This is a genomic window from Paenibacillus sp. 32O-W, from assembly GCF_007679495.1.
GTDB classification, from domain to species: domain Bacteria; phylum Bacillota; class Bacilli; order Paenibacillales; family NBRC-103111; genus Paenibacillus_L; species Paenibacillus_L residui.
In genome coordinates this window covers 19756-43108 of record NZ_VEGP01000047.1, presented here as the reverse complement: position 1 = coordinate 43108, position 23353 = coordinate 19756, and the positions used below count along the sequence as shown (strand labels likewise).

The following is a 23353-nucleotide window of genomic DNA, read 5'->3' as shown; positions in this document are numbered from 1 at the left end:
GAGGGACTGGAGAGAGATAATGATGGCCAAACAGAAACTGAGTAAACGGGATAACAGTCAGAGGGACTAGAGAGAGATAATGACGGCCAAACAGAAACTGAGTAAACGGGATAACAGTCAGAGGGACTGGAGAGAGATAATGATGGCCAAACAGAAACTGAGTAAACGGGATAACAGTCAGAGGGACTAGAGAGAGAGATAATGACGGCCAAACAGAAACTGAGTAAACGGGGTAACAGTCAGAGGGACTAGAGAGAGATAATGACGGCTAAACAGAAACTGAGTAAACGGGATAACAATCAGAGGGACTGGAGAGAGATAATGATGGCCTAACAGGTCCTGAGTAAACGGGATAATAACCAAAAGAGGGGATAGAGATGACGAAGTTGCAGATAAAGACTGAGCGAATGGGATAACAGTCAGAGGGACTGCAGAGAGATAATGACAGTCAAAGGTTCTAGAAAGAGATTTTAGGTGAGAGGAGGGAGGCAAGCAGAGGAACAAACAGAGGAATAGGAGGGATATTTCGTGACGGTGGTTTCAAGGAAGCCTAACAAAAAAACGGGTATGAGGCTGCCCAAAAACAAATATAACTATTCATTCCCGAATGGGATGAATGTTCTTTGATAAAATAAAGGAGTAGTTTTATAATAATGAAGCTGATGGCTCATGATGATTTCGGAGGAAACTTATATGGAACTTATACAGAAAGCCGTTTTGGTCGGCGTTAACCTTAATCAACATACCGATTTTGAGTATTCCATGCAGGAATTGGCCAATCTGGCGGCCGCATGCCACGTGGAGGTAGTGGGGGAACTGACCCAAAATTTAACTCGTGTGAACCCTTCCCATTACATTGGGACCGGGAAAATTCAAGATGTGCTTTCTCTGATTGCGGAGAAGGACGCCAACATGGTGATTTTTAACGATGAACTCTCCCCATCGCAAATTCGTAATTTGGAAGCAGATCTTGATTGCAAGGTGATTGACCGGACTTTGCTTATATTGGACATTTTTGCAGAACGTGCGAAGACGAAAGAAGCACAGCTGCAGGTAGAGGTTGCCCAATTATCGTATATGCTTCCCCGCCTCATCGGATTAAGAAATTCGTTGGGAAGGCAGAGCGGGGGAGTAGGAACGAGAAACAGGGGGGCCGGAGAAACTAAGCTGGAGCTGGACCGCAGAAGGATTGAGGAGAGAATATCCGCTCTTAACAAAGAATTGGAATCGCTTGTCGCTCATCGACAAACCCAACGGAAGCAGCGCCGCAAAAATGAAATTCCGGTTGTTTCGTTGGTAGGCTATACCAATGCCGGGAAGTCGACGATTATGAATGCCATGGTGGAGTTGTTTAGCCCTTCTGCCGAGAATAAACAGGTTTTTGAGAAGGATATGCTGTTTGCCACTCTGGATACTTCAATTCGCAACATTACCCTTCAGGATAATAAATCTTTCTTGCTGACGGATACGGTCGGATTTGTGAGCAAGCTGCCGCATCATCTGGTCAAAGCCTTTCGTTCTACGCTGGAAGAGGCCGCCGAAGCCGACTTGCTCATTCACGTGGTGGATTACTCCAACCCTTACTACGAGCAGTTAATAAATATAACTAATGAAACCTTAAAGCAAATAGGCGTAAAGGACGTCCCGACAATTTATGCCTACAATAAAGCCGATTTAACGCAAAAAAAGGTTCCCGACGTGCAGGCGGAGGCGGTGTATTTATCCGCTAAACAGAGAATAGGCATAGAAGAACTGGTCGGATTGATCGGTAGTCATATTTTTAAAGATTACGTCTCCTGTGTCATGCTGATTCCATATGATCAGGGCCAGCTTGTTTCTTATTTCAATGAAAAGGCGCATGTACTTGCCACCGAATACGAGCAGGAAGGAACCAAATTGACTCTGGAATGCAAGAAGGCTGATTGGGATAAGTATCGGCATTATGTCATCTCTGAAGAATAATACCAGATTCGGAGTTGACAGAAACCAAGGCAAGATGGGGCGAATAGGAGTTTATGAGGAGTACGGTAAGAGGAAGATAAAGGGTTAGGGACAAGAGAAAATTGAGAAGATGGGAAAAGAAAGATAGAGGGTTAGGGACAAGAGAAGATTGAGAAGATGAGAAAAGAAAGATAGAGGTTAGAGACAAGAGAAGATTGAGAAGACGGGAAAAGAAAGATAAAGGGTTAGGGACAAGAGAAAATTGAGAAGATGGGAAAAGAAAGATAGAGGGTCAGGTACAAGGGAAGATAGAGAAGATGAGAAAAGAAAGGTTGAGGGTTAGGGACAAGAGAAAATTGAGAAGATGGGAAAAGAAAGATAGAGAAGATGGGAGAAGAAGAACAGGGAGGATGCTGTAAAGCTGCATCCTCCCTTGAACATCCTAACTGTCCATCCGTCGCGTGTTATGAAGGTTCACGGGATGGTGTAGATTTCGTGCTGATTTATTTTTTATAAATGTCGTACCCTTGCGTTGTATAACTGTCCTTTAATTGTTGAATTGATGAAGAGCTGCTGAAGCTGATGCTTTGCAGATGACTGCCGCTTGGATCCAGCGCTTTAACCTGGATGCTGTGAAATGGAACCTGGCGTGCCTGCAAAGTGTTCAGGATGGCCGCCGCTTTATCGATAAATTGTTCCTTGGACAATTTATCGTACTCTTCGCTGAAGGGGCCGAAGGAAATTTCATAGCTCAACTTCGCGCTTTCGCTTCTTCTAAGGGCTGTCGCTTTGTTCCGCCTCTCGGGATCATATGAAAGATGATAGTATCGGTCGTTGATTTCATCTTCTGTTATGTTAAGCTCCGATGCCGGCTTTGCATCGATTGCCACGGGAGAGAAGTCGATCGCGGCGGTTATTTCGGTCTTCATGTCTGCGCTTCTTTCGTACAAGAATTGCGACTCCAGCACGTATTTATAGTAGTCATCGACCTGCCCATCAGGATCAAAGCCGATTGTCGCAGTCTGCCGGACTCCATTCAATACATACTCAAATTGTCCATAGTGCCGTTTGTCTTTGAAGTTAAACACAACTCCCTTGAAGCTCAACACCCCTTCTTCATAGGTCTTATTTACGTAATCCTTGCTTTTGACCATCGCTTGGACATAGCCGACAGGGTTGCCGCTTAGAGAAAAGAAGGCCATACAGCTTGCGAACAACAATGCGGCAGATATGATCCAAAAAACGGGTCTCCATATTTTCCCAATTCTGCTTTTGATCAATACGGCAGCAAGGACGCCGGTGATGGATGTAAGGAAAGTCATCACTGTGAAGAAAGGAATATAACTGGAGGAGTGGTTCTCGCTTAATAATCCACCTATGATTCCAAATCCGATGGAAGATAACAGAATCGGCCACGATTTGCCATAATACAGTCTGCAAACAAAAGGGACGAGGATCAGGAAAGGGATCGTAGACAAAAACTGAACCCCGGCGCCATGAATAATACTGGACATAAGCATGGCCATCATCACTCCGGCCAGCTTGATCTTCTGCTGATACCCCGCAAGCTGCCCCATTAATCTATCCAACTGTTTGTCATCCGGCTGGATTGCTTTCTGTTCCTCATAATCCTGCTTGATCATTTCATAATAGCTTCTGCATTCCGCACATTCCGTAATATGATTTTTTACCAGTTCCGCACTATCTTCGTTAGCCAGCTCTTCTACATACAAAGGAATTAAGTCTTTGACCAAATTACAGGTTTTCATAAGCGTACTCCTTCCTGAGCTTTTCTTTGGTGCGGTAATAGTTGACCCGGCAATAATTTTCCGTTCTTCCTATCCTAAGAGCGATTTCCTTGAAGGATAGTCCGACGATCAGCCTTAATCGCATGATTTCGTTGTGAGGAGGCTCTAAATCATTAATCGTTGCCAGGATTTGCTCTGCCAGCAGCTTGTCGCTGAAGTCATTATGCGTGGCCCATGCCGCGCCTTCCAGGGCATCCAGATCGACTTGCATCTTATTTTTTCTGAAATGCCTATACAGTTGATGCTTTGCTATGCCGAACAGCCAGGTTTTGATGGAGGAGCGGCTCTTATACGTTTCGAGGCTTTTCATAGCTTCCACGAACGTATTCTGAACAATGTCATCAATATGGTCCGGATTCCGGCAATGCTTTGCCACAAACCGATACAGCTCGTGATAATAAACGAGATATATCTGTTTTATGTGATCATACATGCACACACCTCTTCGTCGCTGAGCTTCTTTAATGCCCTATCTGCTTGTTTGCAAAAAACCATCGTTCTCTCCCTGATTCCCTATAAACGACTGTTGAACAAGCTTATAATTATTAGTGCCAGTTTACTATCGTTTTGTTACACCTGCAGAGAAAAATATAGATTATTTTTCTGCGCGATCAAGAATTCGGCCAGTGGAGGAAGTTTGTCGAGGTAAGGAGCTTGGGGGACAACCGGGTTATTTTGATGCTAATATCGCCGCCTTCAGATGACATTGTCTAATAAAATTCCGACATTCTGGTAATAATCGGGAAGTATGGAATGAACTAGACATGATCTCGAAGGAGGTACTATTTTGAAGCGAAAACCATTCAACCAAAAACATTTAATCGCTGTTTTAATGCTTGGGACGATTTTGTTCGGCGTGGTGTCCTTAGCTTATGTATGGAAAATCAATGCGGTTGAGACAGCCCAGCCGGTTTCGGCAGATGAACCGCTTGTTAAACTGTACGATACCCGCGGCAAAGAAGTCGGTTCGGCCATCTTGACACAGGAGCCGGACGGGGTGCGCTTGCAGCTTAAGGTATCCGGGCTGGCTCCGGGCAAGCATGGCTTCCATATTCACGAGAAAGCTTTCGTTCCATTCGATTTCAAGACGGCTGGCGGACATTTCAATCCGGACGGGAAGAAGCACGGGCATTCCAATCCCGATGGCCATCATCTCGGTGACATGCCCAATCTTGAGGTGAAATCGGATGGCACCGTCGAGGCCGACTTACTGCTCAAAGCTGCGACGTTGGAAAAGAGCGGCGCCTATTCCTTGCGGGGCAAATCCATCATCATTCACGCCGATGAAGATGATTATAAGACAGACCCGGCAGGTAACGCCGGAGATCGCTTGGTTGGAGGCAATATCCCGGAATAAAACGGTACTGGAGCTAAAGGATCGTGAAAGGGTAATGGAAACGGAACGGATATCGGCTCTCCTAATCCGGGCTGTTTGAAAGTGCACACCATTTTCATATAATGGATATATCAACAGTTGGCTTCTAAAGAAAATCCGGCACACATAGGCTAGGAAATCATCTGAACTAACGAACCATACTACAGGAGGCATTGCACATGAAAATAGTCGCGATTGTCGGCAGCATTCGTAAGGAGTCCTACAACCGAAAGCTGGCGGAATATGTGCAGAAAAGATACCAAGCGAAAATGGACATAGAGGTTCTGAACATCAAGGATCTTCCTATGTTCAGTGAAGACATAGAAAATGACCCTCCGTCGGAAGTCAAACAATTTCGCGGCAAGGTCGCGGAAGCCGATGCGGTCCTATGGGTCACTCCCGAGTATAACTACTCCATTTCCGGTGTACTGAAGAATGCGATTGACTGGTTATCCCGCGGGGACAAAGTTCTGATCGGCAAACCATCCTGGATCATGGGCGCCTCCATGGGGGCGCTGGGCACGGCTCGTGCTCAAGGGCATTTGCGCGATATTTTATTCTCGCCGGGAGTATCCTCTCCGCTTCTTCCAGGCAACGAAGTATATGTCGGTGCCGTTCATGAGAAAATCGATGCGGCCGGAAATCTGACCCACGAACCAACCGTTAAGTTTCTGGATACGGTAGTGGACAATTTTATTCAGTGGTTCAACCGCCAATCCCAATTAATGAAACAATAAAATAGACTGTAATGAGATAATGGGATAATGAGATACTTAATCAACGAAGCGCTTTTGCTTGCTTGGCCGGAGCGTTTTTTTTATTTGAACGAAATCGTGAAACGGATAAATCAGCCAAATACGGACTTTAAATGGAGCATAAATATGATTGTGACAGACGGATATGCGAGAGTGTGGTAAAATAAGAAAAATACTAGAAAACGATAACATTCGGAACTAAAAGGCTAGAAACGGAAAGGTGAAAAATGAGAAAGTGAAAAAATAAAACAGGGAGAGATGCAGAATGGCTATTCCCAGACCGGAATATCCGCGGCCGCAATTGAAACGGGAGCAGTGGCTGAACTTGAATGGAGAGTGGGGGTTCGAAATCGATCATGGACGAAGTGGCCGGGAACGCGGCTTGACCAACCCGGAGCATGCTTTGAGCGGCCTTATTCTTGTGCCGTTCTGCCCGGAGAGCTCATTGTCCGGTGTGGAGTATAAGGATTTTATGGCTGGCGTCTGGTACCAGAGGGCCTTTGAAGTCCCTGCCGCCTGGGCGGAGGGGCGGGTGCTCATTCATTTCGGCGCGGTCGACTACGAAGCCGAGGTTTGGATTAACGGGGAATCTGTCGGAAAGCATAGCGGCGGATATACTCCCTTCGCCTTCGACATTACCCGACAATTGCGTGCGGGCGTTAATGTAGTGACGGTATGTGCGGAGGATGATCCGCGGTCAGGCAGGCAGCCCCGCGGCAAGCAATCCTGCCTCTACCGATCCCACGGCTGCGATTACACGCGGACAACGGGCATTTGGCAAACGGTGTGGCTGGAATGTGTTCCCGATATCAGCATTCGCTCCTTGCGTTATTATCCCGATCCGGAGAATGGCTGTCTTCATTTTGAAGCACAGGTCGACGGTTGGAGGAACGGGGTCCGGCTTAAGGCGGAGGCTCTATATGAAGGAAGTTTCGCCGGAGCGGCAGATATCGGAGTGAGCTCCCCGTCGGTCCGCGTTACACTGCCGCTGTCGACTATCCAGCTATGGGAGCCGGGCTGCGGAAGGCTGTATGACTTGAAGCTGACGCTATCGGACGAATCCGGCAAAGAGTTGGATAGCGTATCCTCCTATTTCGGACTGCGCACGCTTCGACTTGACAGTCATGCCATGCGCATTAACGGCCGGGCTGTCTTCCAGCGGCTGGTGCTCGACCAGGGCTTCTATCCGCAAGGGGTTTACACCGCCCCAACGGATGAAGATTTGCGGCGGGACATCGAGCTTTCGCTTGAACTGGGCTTTAACGGCGCCAGATTGCATGAGAAGCTGTTCGAGCCGCGGTATCTGTACTGGGCCGACCGGCTCGGATATTTGGTCTGGGGCGAGTATGGCAATTGGGGCCTTAACATTTCCGGAGGTAAGGGGCTCTCGACCATGCTTTCCGAATGGTTGGAAGCGGTGGAACGGGACTTCAATCATCCGTCTGTAATCGGCTGGTGCCCGTTCAACGAAACCTGGGATACGGAATGGGGTAAGCAGGACGATTCCACCTTGCGCAGCATCTACCGAATGACGAAGGCGTTGGATCCGACACGCCCGGTTATAGATACAAGCGGGAATTATCATGTGGAGACGGACATTTTCGATGTGCATGACTATGAGCAGGACCCGGAAGTTTTTCGCGCCCATTACGAGCCGATGAAGACGGGCGGCCCGGTCTTTAATGCTTTTCCGGAACGGCAGAAGTACCGCGGGGAGCCCTACTTCGTAAGCGAATACGGGGGAATCTGGTGGAACCCCAACAAAGGCAATGACGATGGCTGGGGGTACGGCAACCGGCCCACCAGCGAGGAAGAATTCCTGGCTCGGTATGAGGGACTGACCAGCGTTCTGATGGACCATCCGCTGATGCTCGGGTTCTGCTACACTCAATTGTATGATGTCGAGCAGGAGGTTAACGGCCTGTATACGTATGACCGGAGGCCGAAATTTCCGTCCGAAGTCTTCCGGGCCATTCATTCACGACCGGCGACCATCGAGAGGAAGGATGCGGCGGGAGGACAGTCCCGGTAGAAACCGACTCGAACGGCAGAAGCTTAATAATAGATTGCTCTAATAAAGAACCTCTGAACCGTATGGATGGCGGGAGCAGAGGTTTTTTTGCACGACCCGGACCAACCGGATTTAAACCCAGTCCGCAGATAATGAAATAGTTAAAATATTACAAATGCTTGTCATGAAATTACCATTTCTTTTAACCGAAAAAACGACTAGGATGAAATTGGTAACGCTTTCAAATTCTGAGGAAAAGATTATGGGGAAGGAGGGCAATGATAGATTGTCGGTCCAAAATCTATAAACAGGAGGCGATGATGTATGAGTTCGTATTTCTACAAACAATTACGTGCAAAGCTGTCTGTTATTATGGCCATTATGCTCACGGTCACGATGTTTCCCGTCCCATTCGCCGGTTCCTTGCTCGTCCATGCCGAGGCGGCGGAACCGCCGGCTGAATACACGTACATGTTTATCGATGCCTACTCGGGAGACTCCAATCTCAGGGTGCTCGGGGATATTAACGAGAAGCCGATCACCCGCAAAGTAGATCTGTACGGCACCTCGATCGCGGCGGATGCCGTCGGCCAGTCTCGCTCCTTCGACTTTGATGTACCGCGGACAGGCTATTACTTGCTGGAATTTCAAGGCTATCTCTATAAAGCCGCCGGAATTGGCGACCTCTTCATCGACGAAGAGAGGATAGGCCGGTATGATTTCTATGATCCGGGAAGCATGTTCGGACCGACCGTTCCTTTGAAAACCGTTTATCTGACCGAAGGGACGCACACCATCACCTTCCAGGTGGCGGGACGCAATCCGATGGCGGATAAAGGCTCTAATTATTCCTTGTATCCATATAAATTTTCACTGATTGAACAGGAAGGGCTTCCTTCTCTGCAATTAAGTGTGTCTGCGGCAAAGCAGATATTATTAATGAATGAAACGACGAGCGTGCAGGCATCGGTATATAAATCGGACGGCACGCCGGTTAATCAGACAACGTTCTCTTATGCGAGCGAGAATGATCACATTGCCAGTATTGATGAAAGCGGTTTAATTACCGGATTGGCTGAAGGCTCATCCGTCATTCACGTTCAGGCGGAGGCTGACGGGCTTAAGGCTGTCCAATCATTGAATATTCAAGTGGTGAATTCGCTATTGGAAAGCGTGGAGTTAGGAATGGACGGGGGGCCGCTTCCCTTAATGGGGACGAGGCAGCTCCATGTCAGCGGCATGTTAAGCAATGGCGCCGACGCGGATTTGTCAGGAGCGGAGATGGTCTTTTACAGCTCGGACCCGCAGACGATTCGGGTCGATGAGACCGGTCAGGTCACCGGATTAAAGAAAGGAACGGCGGTCATTCAGGTGCAGGTTACATTGGCGGGCAGAACCGTAAGCGCCGAATTGCCGATCGAGGTGACGGACAGCCGGCTTGCCGGGGTGCAGCTCAAGCTGGATAAGGATGACGTGGTGCAATCCCAGTATGTGAAGGCTTCGGTGGAAGGGGTATTGGATAACGGGGAGAAGGCTGATCTGTCCCAAGCCGAGATTGTATTCACAAGCAGCAATGATCAGGTTTTGCTGAAGAAGACGGAGGGCGGATTTTTCAAGGCAGTCGGTGTAGGGGCGGCAGCGATCACTGTCGATGTCACTTTTGCCGGAGTTACTCAATCTGACGGGGTAACCGTGGAGGTAGGAGAATTGACAAGCTCCAAAACGAGAAGCACCTTCTATACCGAAGAGAAAGTGGCCAATGCGAGGAACAATGTGCAGCAATACGAATGGGCCAAGGGCCACCGGTCGGGAGCGGTGAGCGCGGCGGCCAAATATGTGGAGGCCGGATGGGACTTTCTATGGAAATCCGTTCCCCCTCAAACATTGCCGCGAAGTTATGCGGTCAATCAGCCGCTAGGCAGCCCGGTGTCGGGCAAGGAAATCGATAAATGGGGGAATTATCCGTATAAGGCGGATCCGTTCAACGAACCCTGGAAGCTGATCGATCCGAGCGCGGTAGACGAGAACGGTAAGAACTACCGGTATCCGACGAACGATTTCAAGTCCTATTATGAGAGCGGACTGGATGAACAAGGGATCTTCCGCCGGGAGCTGGCCGACCCTCAATATTTGGTCAATGAGCTTTATCCGGAGAAGGGGGAAACCTGGGGTGTCGACGACGGCTACGGCTGGGTGGATGAGAACGGCAATTACTACACCTTTATATCGTACTATACGCATTGGCATTTGTGGTATAGCAACGGAGTTGTAGTGGATGCGATCAAAGCGCTGCGGGATGCATATATCTTCACCGGGGAAAAGCAGTATGCCCAAGCGGGGATCGTGCTGCTCGACCGGATCGCGGACGTCTACCCCAGTCTTGATTTGCGGGTGTTCGACCGGTCGATCTATTGGCATTCCGACGGAGGAAGGGCCGGCGGCAAGGCGGTCGGTTCCATATGGGAAACGGGACTGGTGAAGGAATTTATCAAGGCCTATGACGCTTTCTTCCCGGCGATGGACGATCCCGAGGTGATGGACGAGGTTCTCGTATTTTTACAGCAGAAGGGCGAGCAGTATAAGCTTTCGTTCAAGGATTCGGCCACGGGAATCCGCAAAAATATCGAGGACGGAATTTTGAAGGAAGTGTATCCGAACGTTAAAAACGCCAATATTTTTGGCAACAACGGCTTCCATCAAAGCGCTTTGGCTTTAGCGGCGGTGGTGTATGATACGTTACCGGAGACGAAGGAATGGCTGGACTTCAATTTCCAGAGCGGCGGTCTGTTATCGAACCCTTACCGGGTAACAGGAGGCAATATTCTGGCCGGACTCGTCAATACGGTAGACCGGAACGGTCACGGCAACGAAGGGTCCCCCGGTTATAATCGTCTGTGGATATCCTCCTTTTTGGAGGTCGCCAACATTCTGGAGGGATATGACAAATATCCGGAAGCGGACTTGTACCAGAATGTGAAATTCCGGAAAATGTTCTCGGCCATGTACCCCTTGACGATGCTGGAGAGGTATACTCCTTCGATCGGGGATACGGCGGCCGCGGGAAATCCCGTGCATGTTCTGGATCTGGCACAGATGATCCGGGCCTACGAAGTGTATAGGGAGCCCATCTTTGCCCAACTGGCCTATTTCTTGAATAACTACAGAGCTTCCGGCATTCATGGCGATGTGTTCACCGAAAATCCGGAGCAGATCGGCAAGGATATCGAAGCGGTGATTGCCGAGATCGGACCGCTTGATTTGGAAAGCACCAACCTGTCCGGCTTCGGCTTCGCAGGCCTGCGTGACGGCTTCAAGACCGTGCCTCAGTACGGAGAGAGCCTGTTCTTCATGGATATGGAAGTAATCGAAAGCACAATAGGCTATCGATTCTTCGATTCGAACTCGACGGTTCAGTTGGAAGCCAATGAGCCCGGACATTCGATCACCTTCGCTTTCCCGGTGACGGCGGCCGGCGAATACGATGTGCTGCTGCGTCCGTGGCGCGCTCCTTCCTACGCCAGATATAACGTATACATCGATGATCAATTCGTCAAGGAAGTCGATTTCTTCGGCTCCTCGAAGGAATTGGAGCTGTTGGGCACGTTGACTCTGGAAGAAGGGAAGCACCAAATTTCGTTCCGCTACAGCGGAATAACGGACGGCGCCAGCAATTACAAAATGGGAGTGACCGAGCTCAGGCTGCAGGAACCGCAGGACGACGACCAGCCGGAACCGGTGGACACGCAGCGCGGAATGTGGATGTATTACGGGGTTTCGTCCGGACACGGGCACCGGGATACTCTTAATCTGGGCATTCACGCATTCGGCCTCGACCTGGCGCCCGATCTCGGTTATCCGAAATTCGCCGATGCGGTGGATATGCATCGGGCGCAGTGGATGAACAATACGATCAGCCACAATACGGTGGTCGTTAATAAGAGAAAGATGGCTACACAGGTCGTATCCCTGCCGAAGCATGTGGATCTGAACGGCGGCAGAGTGCAGTTGATCGACGTGGAGGCACCCAAGGTATATCCGCAGACATCGCAATTCCGGCGGACCTCCGCCATGATTCGGGTGGATGCCGACAATTCGTATATCGTCGATTTCTTTAAAGTTCAAGGCGGCAGCGATCATCATTTCAGCTTCCACAGCATGGAAGGGGAGGTGACGACGGAAGGACTCGATCTCATACCTCAGGTGGATGAGAGCGGTCAATATGTCGGCACTTACGCCGGACCGGATGTGCCGCTCGGCCACCGGGTAGACGATGTGGACGGACCGGGGTATATGGGCAGCGGCTTCCACTGGCTGAAGGATGTGGACCGGGCTCAGAATCCGACCGCGCCGTTCAGTGTGGATTGGAATGTGAAAGACACGTGGAATATATACGGCGGCGGGGCCGGAGCGAATACGGACGTTCACCTGCGGCTGACCATGCTGACTCCGCTGGATGATGCGGCGCTGGCCGACGGGTTGCCGCCGGACAACAAGCCGGGGAATCCGAAGGAAATCCGCTATTTCATAGGCCACCGCAGCGGCACTAATCTGGACAGCTTGTTCACTTCCGTCATCGAGCCCTACAAGGGCAGCCGGTTTGTTCAATCGATAGAGAAGGCAGAGGTGCGACAAGGAGAGAATGAAGCGGATGGCAGTAAGGTGCAGGCGGTCAAAGTCGTTCTGGAGAATGGGCGGACCGACTACATCGTCTATTCATTGGATTCCTCGCAGGAATACATTATCGACGATCAATTCCGGTTTCAGGGATTCTTTGGCCTGTACTCGGTCATGGACGGCAAGCAGGAGTATGCGTATGTGCATGACGGCACAGCCATCCGTCCGCTGGATTCCGAGGCGGAGCCCGTCCGGGCCAGGCTGACCGGTACCGTCACCGACTTCACCCGCGAGCTTTCGGTCAGCAATGAGCTCCTGGTAACGATGGATTTAGCGGGGATGCAGCCGGAGGACCTGATCGGCAAGTGGCTGTTTGTCGAGAATGACCAGGTTCGCAACGCCGCTTATCAGATCAGGGGCATCGAAGGGCTGGGCGGCAATCAGTACAGCCTCAAGCTCGGCGATATTACATTGATTCGCTCCTTTGCAAATGTCAATGACTTCAGCAAAGGCTATATATACGATATCGCTCCCGGCGCTGCGTTCGTTATTCCGCTGTCCCATGAGCAAGGTGCTGTACCGGAACCGGTAACTTTGGAAGCGGTAGCCTGGCAACTGGAGGAATATATTTCTTCCGGCGATATCCTTAAGCCGCTTACCGTTCAACTCCGCAACAGCCTGAAGCAGGCGGCGCATCACTTAGGCAAGCAGCATCTGCCGCAGGCGAGCAAGAGCCTGGAGGATTTCCTCAAGCATATGAATAACCCGGCTCATCGGGACAAAATATCCGAAGCCGCAATGGCTAAGCTTGGTGCGGACGTGCAAACGTTGATCGAGGGCCTGGAATAGCGCGGGGCGGCTTAACGCTGAGAGCAGCGGGTCTGGGCGGAATCGCCCGCGCCTCTCCCGGTGAGCATCGCGGAGCTGCCTGGCGGATCATCAGATCCAGCCGCAAACGGCAAAGTGATAAAAAGTAAACAATACCCCGTCAGGTCATGAACCTTGGCGGGGTATTTTTTTGCAGATTAAGCGTACAAGCTTATTCGGTTCTAATTTAAAACCGGACGTTTTTAGCTGCTAGTGCCTTTTTAATCGGGGGGCTGTGCTAAATAATCCGGTTTTCGATTTTTCTGCACCGCTCAGCACCGGAGATTCTCGTCTTCTGTGAATTCTGTTGGGACAGCCTCGTTACGTCCGCCGGATTGGGGAAAAGACAAGCAAAACTACAGGTCTTTTTCGGAAAAAGCCGCGCAGTGCCTTATTCTAAAACGATAATGCAGGTCCTTGGAGCGGTTTTGTGCGGAATGGCCCCATTTAGAGAAAAAGACCTGCACATTTGAGCGTCTTTCGCCTTCTTTTTGGAAAAAGGCAAGATTTTAATGCATTTTTGCTCGTCTTTGCGGCGTGTTTTTTCCGACCCGGGTGCGACTTGCGGCTTTCCCTTGCTCATCAGCAGTCGGATTTTTCCACCTTTTTATCCCGATTTGTACGTGTATTTGCTTTTCTGTTCTTTGTACACTAGGAATCGATGCTTCGTCGAAAGGAAGGTGAAAACATGCGGTACGGCAGAAAAGGGAAAACGCTCGTCAACCATCTGGTGTTTGTCGGACCGGCTTTTATATTCTTTGCTCTCATCGTCGCCATTCCGTTTGTGATGGGGATGATCTATTCGTTTACTTCCTGGAACGGAGTCAGTGGAGAAGTGCAGTGGGTCGGCTTCGAAAATTTCAAAAAGATATTTACGAGCGATAAGCAATTTTTTGCTTCATTCTGGTTTACGATCCGTTTTACGGTTGCGGCTGTCCTGCTATCTAATGTGATCGGTTTCATTCTTGCGTTGTTGTTAACGGGGCCGATCAAAACGAGAAATATGCTGCGGACCGCCTTCTTTTTACCCAATGTCATTGGCGGATTGATTCTCGGTTTTGTCTGGCAGTTTATATTCGTGAAAGGTTTTCCTTCAATTGGGGAGGCCACCGGAATCGGATTTTTCAAGCTCCCTTGGCTGGGGGATGCATCAACGGCGTTCTGGGGTCTGGTCATTGTGTTCGTTTGGCAGATCGGGGGATACCTGATGGTTATCTATGTGGCGGCTCTGCAAAATATCGACGATTCCCTGCTGGAGGCGGCGCGAATAGACGGTGCCAATCGCATGCAGATTTTGTTCAGAATGATTCTCCCGCTCGTTGTTCCGGCTTTTACGGTTTGTTTGTTCCTGACCTTGTCTTGGGCGTTCAAAGTGTTTGATTTGAATCTGGCTCTGACTAACGGCGGGCCGTATGGATCTACGGAATCGGTAGCCATTAACATTTATCAGGAAGCTTTCCAATATAACCGTTATGGTCTAGGCACGGCCAAAGCCTTCCTGTTCTTCCTGATCATCGCGCTGGTGACGACCGCTCAAGTTTACTTTACTAAGAAGAGGGAGGTCGAATATTGATGGAAACCCGGTATCGGCCGCGAACGTTCGTTGCCGAAGCACTGTTGATTGTGATCGCCATCATTTATCTTGTTCCCTTCTATTTTGTGCTGCTGAACTCCTTCAAAACATTAGGGGAAATTATGGTGGATACGGCAGCTTGGCCGCAAGCTTTTACACTCAAAAACTTCTCGGCATCGTGGGAGGCGATAGATTTTCCGAAGGTGCTGCTCAATTCCGTCCTCGTCACTTCACTAAGTGTCACGGGAATGGTGATTATCGGGGCGATGGCGGCCTGGAGGCTGGTGCGCTTTCCCGGAAAAGTCAGCACGGTCCTGTTCATTATGTTTATATCGGCGATGGTTATCCCGTTCCAGTCGATTATGATTCCACTGGTCCAACTGACCAAAAATATCGGGTTGATCAACAGCATTCCCGGCCTGATCGTCATCTATTTCGGCTTCGGAGTTTCGTTTACGATCTTCCTGTTCCATGGCTTTGTCAAAAGCGTGCCGTTAGAAGTCGAAGAGGCGGCGATCGTGGACGGCTGCGGCGATCAGCGGTTATTCTGGTCCATCGTCCTCCCGCTGCTTAAACCGATGATCGTGACCGCTTTGATCTTGAACAGCCTTTGGATATGGAATGACTTCCTGCTGCCTTTGCTGATGCTGCAGGATCGGGAATTGCGCACCATTCCGATAGCGCTCTATTCCTTTTTTGCCCAATATTCCAAGAAGTGGGATTTGGCTATGGCAACCTTGACCATGTCGGCAGCGCCCATCATCCTTTTGTTTCTCAGTTTGCAAAAATATATCATTAAAGGGATCGCTGCGGGTTCAGTCAAGGGATGATCATAGATTATAATGATGAGGAGAGGGGATCGCAGGTGAAAAAATATTTGGCAATCGCTGTCGTTCTGGTTCTAATGGGGACCTTGTTCGCCGGATGTGCAGGAGGCGCGAACAATAGCGCGGGGGACGGCACCAAGCAAGAGGAAGGACAGAAGGGCTCCGGCAAGAAGAAGGAGCTTGCCGTGTTCCACTTTAAAGTCAATATCGACAAGGAATTTCAAGAGCTGCTTAATGTCTATAATGAGCAGCATCCGGATGTTAATGTAAGGCAGGAGGTTATCGGCGGCAGCACGGACTGGCGCGCCCTGCTCAAAACCCGCTTCGCCGGGGGAGAGGGTCCAGACATCTTCGTTGTGGAAGGCTTGTCCCAATTGGAAACCTGGAAGAATCAGGTCGTAGACCTGTCCGGGGAGCCATGGGCAGAGAAAGCGTTCGAGACGGCCAAGGCCGGTGCGATGCTGGACGGGAAGTTGCTGGCTATGCCTTACAATATCGAAGGCTATGGATTGGTTTATAACAAAGATATATTCAAGCAGTTGAACATCGAGCCTCCGAAGACGCTGTCCGAGCTGCGTGAGGCCGCAAGAACGCTCAAGGAAGCAGGATACATTCCGTTTGCCACGGGATTCGGGGAATGGTGGGTCATCGGAATTCATCTGATGAATGTCGCCTTTGCACATCAGCCGGATCAGGATGCTTTCCTGCAAGGCTTGAATGACGGGTCCGCCCATTTTGCAGACAATCCGGTCTTCCAGCAGTTTAAGGACTTGTTCGACACGATCATTGAATACGGCGATCCGAATCCGTTGACCAATGATTACAACACGCAAGTATCGTTGTTTGCCACCGGCAAGGCCGCGATGATGCAGCAGGGCAACTGGATGGAGCCGCAAGTATTCGAAATCAATCCGGACATGAATATGGGACTGCTGCCCATTCCGATTAACGATGATGCGGAAGCGATGGATAAGCTTCATGTCGGAGTTCCGTTCAACTGGGTCATCAACAAGGATTCCAAAAATATTGATGAAGCCAAGCAATTCTTGAACTGGCTCGTGACCGATGAAACGGCACAGAGCTATATGACCGAGAAGTTTCTGTTCATCCCTGCTTATAATCATATCGAAGCCGACAATCTCAAAGGCTTGTCGCAGGATGTTATGAATTACTCCAAAGCCGGTAAGACATTGCCGTGGGTGTTCCCCAAATGGCCTGAAGGGGTAGACAATCAGTTCAGTTCGGCCATGCAAGGTTATGTAGGCAAGCAAAACAGCTACGAGGAAATGCTGAAGCAAATCCAGTCCTCCTGGGATGAGTTGAAAAAATAAGGAGCCCCTGGGTCTTCATCAGGCTGTATCAAGAGAAAACATGCCCATTCCATCTATGGATACATGGCGCATGTTTTCCCTCGTTTTACGAAAAGGATGATCAGACATGCTTCGTTCGAGTATTCGCAACAAGTTAATAGCTCTCTTGCTTCTGGTAGTGGTGATTCCTTCGGGTATCTCCATTCTGCTGACCTATCTCCATACGGTAAAATCGACGCGGGAGCAAACCATACAGGAAAATATGCGCCTTCTGTACCAGGGCAAGAACAATATCGAGAATTATTTGGAAATAGTAGACCGACTGACGCTCTCCGTCTACAAGCATCCGGATTTCATGAACGTGCTGACGACGGGAAACCGGATGAATGATTATGAAAGCATCCAAACGATCAAAAAAATACTGTCCTCAATGTATCACTTCAATGATGATATTGAGCAGGTTTTCTTGTATTTGGACAAAAGGCAGCAGGCGTACTCGGTCTCCAAAAAATATGTGTTTAACGCCAAGCATCTGGACATCCGCGAGCACCCGGTGTTCGAGCCTGCGTCCGCAACCCGGGGTCATTCCTGGCTGGAGCCCCCGCATGTCATGACCCATTACGGAATCGGCGGACAGATTGTCGACAATCCATCCATGGTGTTCAGCCTTCACCGATTGCTGGCGAATTACCCGGATAAGACGCCGCTAGGCTATTTATCGATCGATTTCAGTACAGAGACGGTCCATCAGTTAAGCGAGCATCTGTACGATGAGGACAAGGAGCAGTTGTTTCTGGTGGCGCCGGGCGGGGTGGTGTTCTTCTCATCCGGTGAAGCCGATGAATCCGGCGAGTCGGCCGGGATGGGAGAATGGCTGAGGGCGGTTGAAAACGCTTCGACAGATAGCGGTTATCTCCATTGGCGCGATGACGATTTCAACGGAGTGATTTTCTTTGAGAAGCTGTCCGAGTCCGTAGGCGGATTGTATTTGGTCAAAAGAATACCGAACGAGGTCATGTTCGAGAGTGCGCAGAAGATGATCCGGATGAATATTGCCATCGGCTGCATTATGCTCGTTCTGGTCATTGCCGCGACGACGCTCGTCACCTTCCGCATCACCTCGCCGATTCGCGTCCTACTTCGCACCATCCGCCGTGTAGAGAAGGGGGATATGGATGTGGACTTCGGGGTGCAGAGCCGGGATGAAATCGGCCTGTTAAGTTTGCGCTTCCAATCCATGATCCATACGATCAAGCATTTGCTTATGCGCGAGCAGCGGCTGGAGCTGCAGAACCGAACGAATCAGTTGAAGGTGCTGCAATCGCAGATCAACCCTCATTTTCTGCATAATGCCCTGCAGTCGATAGGCTCGCTGGCGGTGGACAAAGGAGCGCCCGAGGTGTATAAGCTCCTACGTTCCCTATCCTCCATCATGCGTTACAGTATGGAGACAGAGGAAAATCTGGTTCCGCTGTCCAAGGAAATAGAGCATGTGCTGGCTTATCTGCACCTGCAGCAGGAGCGGTTCGGAGAACGGCTGTCCGTCGAGGTACAGATCGATGATAGGGCCAGAAGCTGCATCGTGCCCAAGATGATTCTGCAGCCAATCGTCGAAAATTACTTCAAGCACGGCTTCCAAGCTTCCAAAAAGGCCGGGAGCCTGCAGCTGGAAGCGGCTTTGCACGAGAGCGGGGAGCTGCAATTGATGGTGCGGGATAACGGTCCCGGTCTGACGGAGACGGACCTTAACCGTTTGCAGAAAGGACTGAACGAAAACCATCTCGGACATGAGCTGAAAGGAATGGGACTGACGAATACGAATAACCGTCTGAAGCTCTATTTCGGGGCAAGGGCTCGTCTTCGCCTTGAACCGACGCCGGGCGGGGGATTGACCGTTTGGCTGATACTCCCGGCCATTACGGATGCATCCGAGCTGGAAGGAGGGATGAACGATGAAGGTGCTGCTGATCGATGATGAACGGCATGCCCGTTCCGTCTTGAAGAAGATGGTGGATTGGAGCGCAGCAGGAGTAGCCACACTTTTGGAAGCGTCTGACGGGGAGGAGGCCATAGCTGTCATCGAACGGGAAAGGCCGCAGATCATCCTTACGGATATGCGTATGCCCGGCAAGGACGGGGTTTCGCTGCTGGAATGGCTGGACACCTGTCCTTATCCTCACAAAACGATCGTCATCAGCGCTTATAGCGAGTACCATTATATGCAGCAAACGATCCGATACGGAGGCTTCGATTATTTGGTCAAGCCGGTGGACCCGGAGGAGGTTGCGGAGAGAGTACGGAAAGCGGCGGAGGAGTGGCGTGAGGAAGAACGGGAACGGCTGGAGAGCATCGAGAATCGGATTCGGGTGAACGAAGTCACTCCGCTCTACTGGGCCCATGCTTTTGCCCAATACGCCAAACAACCGGATAACGGGTTCGTATTGTTAACCCGCCTGCAAAGCGAATTCGGTTTTGTTCCCGGGCAAACTCGGGGCCGGGTCGGGCTGATCGCTTTCGAGCCGGCTGCCGAGAGGGCGCGGGAGAAATTTCGCGACCGTGTCGATTTGCTCAGGTTTGCGGTGGAGAATATCGTCAACGAAATGATCGGTTTCCCGGAGAAGGGGCTTGCCTTTGCCATGCTCGGGGAGGAGGGCTTCGTGCAAATCTTGATGAAGGATACGGGCATCGAGTCTCTATGGTTAGGTAAAATAGGTGCCGCTGTGCGCAGGATTCTGGGCGTGGAGATCGAGATCATTCTTGGCGAGGAAGGGCCTTTTCCCGGTTTTCTGCAAGAGATCGGTTCCCCGCTTATAGATATTTACATGCATCGCAATTTGCTGAAGCCCCGTACGGAATACGTATATACCCGCGCGGATATGGAGGAAATGAAGGGCAGGCCGCTTACGGAAGGCGGAGACTTGAAGGCCGCTGTTCTGGGCGGAAATGAATATGCAATCCGGCAGCATATCGACTCCCTGATGAGCTCGCTGGAGCAAGGGGAAGGAACGCTCCAGCGCAAGCAAATCGCGATTTGGGAGAAGGAGCTGGATTTGCTGCGGGAGCAGTTGTCAGAGCAGGAAGCGGAGAGCACCCGTCCGCTGGTTTATTGGGCGGAAGACGGGCGGTTCTCTCTGCCCCGATTAAGAGCCGATTTGCTGAACCGGCTTTTGGAGCTGGCCGGGCGCGTGTCTGCCGAACGTGAATCGGGGTATAAAGTAATCAAGCAGGTGCGGGAATATATCGACGAACATTACGGAACGCCGGTCACTTTGCAGGAGCTGGCCCGCAAGTTCAGGCTCCATCCCGATTTGCTTGCCAGGCATTTCAAGAGAGAAACCGGCCATAATCTCAAGGATTACTTGACCCGATTGCGCATGGACAAAGCCAAGACCTTGCTGTCCGGCCATACCTTAAGGGTGCATGAAGTAGCAGAGGCCGTCGGCTTCGCCGATGAGAAATATTTCAGCAAGGCGTTCAAAAAACATGTCGGCCTCACTCCAAGCGAATATAGAAAACGCCGCGGAAACGGCGGCTGATGCAGGCGGTATCCAGGGGTATGGAAGGGATTCCCAATCGGTTTGTCCCTATCTGCCAGCCCGGTCTGACGTGGCGCTTAGCGGTTCGGTGCGGTTCGGTGCAGTTCGGCTCGGCTCGGTGATTCCGTGGTTCGGTTCTGAATTTCTGCTCTTTTGACTGGTATCCCCTTTAATCAGGAGCGACTCGAAATCCGACAGGCCAAAGTTTTTGGTTCGGGATTCTCTCGTCCAATAAATGAGATAACGAACACGACATACCGGTAAAAGATCACCCCATGTATCTGGATTCTGAGCAGAGGGGATAACAGTCCAAAGCCCGAAGCGAAGATTGATTGATCTGATAGGGTTGATTGAAGGGGAATCACATCGCGCAATTTAGAAATGCGGTTGTATTTGCGAGACTCTTATCTCCAAGGAACGGATGTCCGGGAAGCCGGGGAATCGGGAGTACTCCTTCCATGGGTTATTCCTTATAAGCAGGGATGCCGAGCAGTTCCGGCAGAGAGGCGAAGGAATACCCTTGTTTTCTCAACGTTTCAATAGTGTAGGGGAGAGCATTGACGGTGTTCTGAAGATTTCCTCCTGTACCGATGGCACTATGCTGCAGGATAATAGCGCCGGGCCGCGCATGCGAAAGAATATTGGTGGCGACCTGCTCCGCCGTTAATCCCGACCAGTCAAGACTGTCAACATTCCACAGAATTATTTTGTATTTCAGGGCCATGGCCGTTTTAATCAACGGATCGCTTAACGCACCGTAGGGAGGACGGAGCAGCGCCGTTTTCCTCCCGGTCAAACGGTTGATTTCGCTCTCGGTCCGGAGGATTTCATTCCTCACCTCGTTAACCGGCAGCTTGCTCAGATCCGGATGATTCCACGAATGATTCCCGACGACATGCCCTTCTCTTACGATGCGTTTCAGAGAATCCGGATATTTCTGAATCCGCCATCCGACACAGAAGAAGGCCGCTTTCACCTTATAATCCCGCAGCACATCGAGAACCTGCGGCGTCCATTTTTCATCCGGCCCATCGTCATAGGTGAGGGCGATCTTCTTCACCGCCGGACCGTGCAGGATGACTTCATTCGGATAAAGGGCGGACCAGTCTATTAACTGCGGCTGAGGAGGCCGTTCTTGCGCGCTCTCCGGTCCTCCGGCATGTTCCTCCGGAATTCGATACCCTCCATGTAGGGGAACCATAGGATGACCGACAATATAAGGATAGTACGGTAAAGCAGGAGCAGAGGGGGAATAACCGCGCCATAGCCCATGGGGCGCCGGGACTGGGGAACCGGACGTGCCGCAGCAAGGACACGCGGGAACATAATAAAAGGGGTATCGCATGGGTCACCTCTCCTTGATCTCATTCTTATAAGTCTATGCCCGCCGGCTTTTCCACATCCCTGCAATGATATGATGAAGCCGTCTATGCTGCACTTAAGAGGATAGCAATCGTCCAATTAAGTTATCACTAATCATTCGTATATATAGATCAGCCACAGGGCTGTTGACAAACTTTGTCCCAAGAAAAGCTATCTTTTTAAGCGATTATCGCTTCTCCAAAAAAACCAGAAAGAGAACCCTTGACAATTATATTAAAATCAATTATCTTTAATTCAAGATAATCGAATCCGAGATAAATGAAAGGAGGGAGCATGATGCCGCAATCTTTCGATTCGTATACTTCGGATTCTTTGAAGCTGTTCATTGTATTGTCTAAGGCTTACAAAACCATTATGGAGCGGGCGGTTCAGGACATGAAGAAGTATGGTCTGACGCCTACGGAATTTATGATTTTGGAAGTATTGTATATCAAGGGAAAAATTCCTCTGCAGCAAATTGGCGAGAAGATTTTAGTTACAAGCGGGAGTATAACCTACAATATCGACAAGCTTGAAAGCAAAGGACTCTTGCAGCGAATTCCCTGCGACAAGGATCGGAGAGTGATTTATGCGGAAATGACCCGGCGAGGCAAGGAATGGTTTTCCGATATTTTCGATAAGCATGTTGAGGTGGTTGTGTCCATGACGGATGCTCTAAGCATGGATGAAAAAAGAGAGATTACAGAACTGCTGAAGAAGCTGGGTAAAGGAGCCGAGGCCGGATAGCGGGTCTATAGTCTATAAGCTTACGGCGGTGAAGAAGTTATAACGACTGGAGCCATATTTTTTTGCATAATATCTTTAATTCAAGATTATCAATTTCAAATTAAATTTAGGGGGTCATTTATATGACAGCATTAGGACTTTTGATTATTCGTTTGGTTATTGGTTTATTGTATATCGGACACGGGGCGCAGAAGCTTTTTGGCTGGTTCGGTGGTTATGGACCTAAGGGGACGGGCGGCTGGATGGAATCGGTCGGAATCAAGCCCGGCGTGTTAATGGCGGTATTGGCCGGATTGATGGAACTGGTCGGCGGAGCGTTATTCGCCCTAGGTTTTCTCACTCCATTGGCGGCTGCGCTTCTGGTGTTGACCATGCTGGGGGCTATTGTTAAAGTGCACGCTCGCAACGGGCTGTGGTCGACCGCCGACGGTATCGAATATCCGCTTGTGCTGCTGGTAGTGCTCATTGGCGTAGCAATGATCGGCGCAGGCACTTATTCCTTGGATTTTCTGCTTCAATAAGCCGGCAAGTCCCGGAATTTGGTTCGGTGTTTAAGAATGGGGTAAGGGGAAAATATATTCCAAACAGCAGCAGCGGGAACCCGTTCTTCCCCTCCCTACTTCAAGA

15 protein-coding genes are annotated in these 23353 nt (G+C 50.2%); 12 read left to right on the top strand and 3 right to left on the bottom strand.

Annotated elements, in window-relative coordinates:
• Nucleotides 1-693: 693 nt before the first annotated feature.
• Complete coding sequence (gene hflX, locus FS806_RS17490; RefSeq protein ID WP_260982148.1) at nt 694-1962, top strand: GTPase HflX; 1269 nt, start codon at nt 694-696, stop codon at nt 1960-1962.
• 482 nt (nt 1963-2444) lie between these two features.
• Here the strand turns inward: hflX and FS806_RS17485 are convergent, their stop codons facing one another.
• Together FS806_RS17485 and FS806_RS17480 are read right to left on the bottom strand one after the other, a co-directional pair.
• Nucleotides 2445-3710, bottom strand: coding sequence for a zf-HC2 domain-containing protein (locus FS806_RS17485; RefSeq protein ID WP_144939196.1), 1266 nt, complete (start codon nt 3708-3710; stop codon nt 2445-2447).
• Nucleotides 3697-4182 carry an RNA polymerase sigma factor gene (locus FS806_RS17480; protein ID WP_144939194.1) on the bottom strand — a complete coding sequence of 162 codons (486 nt, stop codon included), beginning with the start codon at nt 4180-4182 and terminating at the stop codon, nt 3697-3699. Before FS806_RS17480 ends, FS806_RS17485 begins: the two co-directional genes overlap by 14 nt.
• Before the next feature lie 354 nt (nt 4183-4536).
• Here FS806_RS17480 and FS806_RS17475 point away from each other — a divergent pair, with 354 nt between their 5' ends.
• The 9 genes from FS806_RS17475 (at nt 4537) to FS806_RS17435 (ending at nt 20617) form a co-directional block, all read left to right on the top strand.
• Complete coding sequence (locus FS806_RS17475) at nt 4537-5106, top strand: superoxide dismutase family protein (RefSeq protein ID WP_260982147.1); 570 nt, start codon at nt 4537-4539, stop codon at nt 5104-5106.
• 197 nt (nt 5107-5303) lie between these two features.
• Nucleotides 5304-5861 (top strand): NADPH-dependent FMN reductase, encoded by a 558-nt coding sequence (locus FS806_RS17470; RefSeq protein WP_144939192.1) that lies wholly within the window; start codon nt 5304-5306, stop codon nt 5859-5861.
• A gap of 283 nt (nt 5862-6144) precedes the next feature.
• Entirely contained in the window at nt 6145-7911 is a 1767-nt protein-coding gene (locus FS806_RS17465) for a glycoside hydrolase family 2 protein (protein WP_144939190.1), read from the top strand.
• A 303-nt stretch (nt 7912-8214) separates the two neighbouring features.
• The gene (locus FS806_RS17460) at nt 8215-13353 is read left to right on the top strand and encodes an FIMAH domain-containing protein (protein ID WP_144939188.1); all 5139 of its coding nucleotides are present in this window, start codon (nt 8215-8217) and stop codon (nt 13351-13353) included.
• 706 nt (nt 13354-14059) lie between these two features.
• Entirely contained in the window at nt 14060-14944 is an 885-nt protein-coding gene (locus tag FS806_RS17455) for a carbohydrate ABC transporter permease (RefSeq protein ID WP_144939186.1), read from the top strand.
• Nucleotides 14944-15774: a carbohydrate ABC transporter permease gene (locus FS806_RS17450; protein WP_144939207.1), complete on the top strand. Its 831-nt coding sequence runs from the start codon at nt 14944-14946 to the stop codon at nt 15772-15774. Before FS806_RS17455 ends, FS806_RS17450 begins: the two co-directional genes overlap by 1 nt.
• The gene (locus FS806_RS17445) at nt 15771-17102 is read left to right on the top strand and encodes an ABC transporter substrate-binding protein (RefSeq protein WP_144939185.1); all 1332 of its coding nucleotides are present in this window, start codon (nt 15771-15773) and stop codon (nt 17100-17102) included. The genes FS806_RS17450 and FS806_RS17445 overlap by 4 nt, the downstream gene beginning before the upstream one ends.
• Before the next feature lie 106 nt (nt 17103-17208).
• Nucleotides 17209-19056 (top strand): cache domain-containing sensor histidine kinase, encoded by a 1848-nt coding sequence (locus FS806_RS17440; RefSeq protein WP_144939183.1) that lies wholly within the window; start codon nt 17209-17211, stop codon nt 19054-19056.
• Nucleotides 19034-20617, top strand: a complete 1584-nt coding sequence (locus tag FS806_RS17435) for a response regulator (protein WP_144939181.1) — start codon at nt 19034-19036, stop codon at nt 20615-20617. The genes FS806_RS17440 and FS806_RS17435 overlap by 23 nt, the downstream gene beginning before the upstream one ends.
• Before the next feature lie 463 nt (nt 20618-21080).
• On the opposite strand, the gene FS806_RS17430 is transcribed toward FS806_RS17435, so the two are convergent.
• Complete coding sequence (locus tag FS806_RS17430; protein WP_260982146.1) at nt 21081-21962, bottom strand: polysaccharide deacetylase family protein; 882 nt, start codon at nt 21960-21962, stop codon at nt 21081-21083.
• A 314-nt stretch (nt 21963-22276) separates the two neighbouring features.
• Here FS806_RS17430 and FS806_RS17425 point away from each other — a divergent pair, with 314 nt between their 5' ends.
• Nucleotides 22277-22726 carry a MarR family winged helix-turn-helix transcriptional regulator gene (locus tag FS806_RS17425; protein WP_144939203.1) on the top strand — a complete coding sequence of 150 codons (450 nt, stop codon included), beginning with the start codon at nt 22277-22279 and terminating at the stop codon, nt 22724-22726.
• Nucleotides 22727-22848: 122 nt separating this feature from the next.
• On the top strand, nt 22849-23247 hold the full coding sequence (locus FS806_RS17420) for a DoxX family protein (RefSeq protein WP_144939179.1): 399 nt from the start codon (nt 22849-22851) through the stop codon (nt 23245-23247).
• Nucleotides 23248-23353: the final 106 nt, after the last annotated feature.

Excerpts from the sequence above, each read along its gene's own strand:
- hflX (WP_260982148.1), top strand. The coding sequence starts at position 694 with ATGGAACTTATACAGAAAGCCGTTTTGGTCGGCGTTAACCTTAATCAA.
- FS806_RS17485 (WP_144939196.1), bottom strand. The coding sequence starts at position 3,710 with ATGAAAACCTGTAATTTGGTCAAAGACTTAATTCCTTTGTATGTAGAA.
- FS806_RS17480 (WP_144939194.1), bottom strand. The coding sequence starts at position 4,182 with ATGTATGATCACATAAAACAGATATATCTCGTTTATTATCACGAGCTG.
- FS806_RS17470 (WP_144939192.1), top strand. The coding sequence starts at position 5,304 with ATGAAAATAGTCGCGATTGTCGGCAGCATTCGTAAGGAGTCCTACAAC.
- FS806_RS17465 (WP_144939190.1), top strand. The coding sequence starts at position 6,145 with ATGGCTATTCCCAGACCGGAATATCCGCGGCCGCAATTGAAACGGGAG.
- FS806_RS17460 (WP_144939188.1), top strand. The coding sequence starts at position 8,215 with ATGAGTTCGTATTTCTACAAACAATTACGTGCAAAGCTGTCTGTTATT.
- FS806_RS17455 (WP_144939186.1), top strand. The coding sequence starts at position 14,060 with ATGCGGTACGGCAGAAAAGGGAAAACGCTCGTCAACCATCTGGTGTTT.
- FS806_RS17450 (WP_144939207.1), top strand. The coding sequence starts at position 14,944 with ATGGAAACCCGGTATCGGCCGCGAACGTTCGTTGCCGAAGCACTGTTG.
- FS806_RS17445 (WP_144939185.1), top strand. The coding sequence starts at position 15,771 with ATGATCATAGATTATAATGATGAGGAGAGGGGATCGCAGGTGAAAAAA.
- FS806_RS17440 (WP_144939183.1), top strand. The coding sequence starts at position 17,209 with ATGCTTCGTTCGAGTATTCGCAACAAGTTAATAGCTCTCTTGCTTCTG.
- FS806_RS17435 (WP_144939181.1), top strand. The coding sequence starts at position 19,034 with ATGAAGGTGCTGCTGATCGATGATGAACGGCATGCCCGTTCCGTCTTG.
- FS806_RS17430 (WP_260982146.1), bottom strand. The coding sequence starts at position 21,962 with ATGCGATACCCCTTTTATTATGTTCCCGCGTGTCCTTGCTGCGGCACG.
- FS806_RS17425 (WP_144939203.1), top strand. The coding sequence starts at position 22,277 with ATGCCGCAATCTTTCGATTCGTATACTTCGGATTCTTTGAAGCTGTTC.
- FS806_RS17420 (WP_144939179.1), top strand. The coding sequence starts at position 22,849 with ATGACAGCATTAGGACTTTTGATTATTCGTTTGGTTATTGGTTTATTG.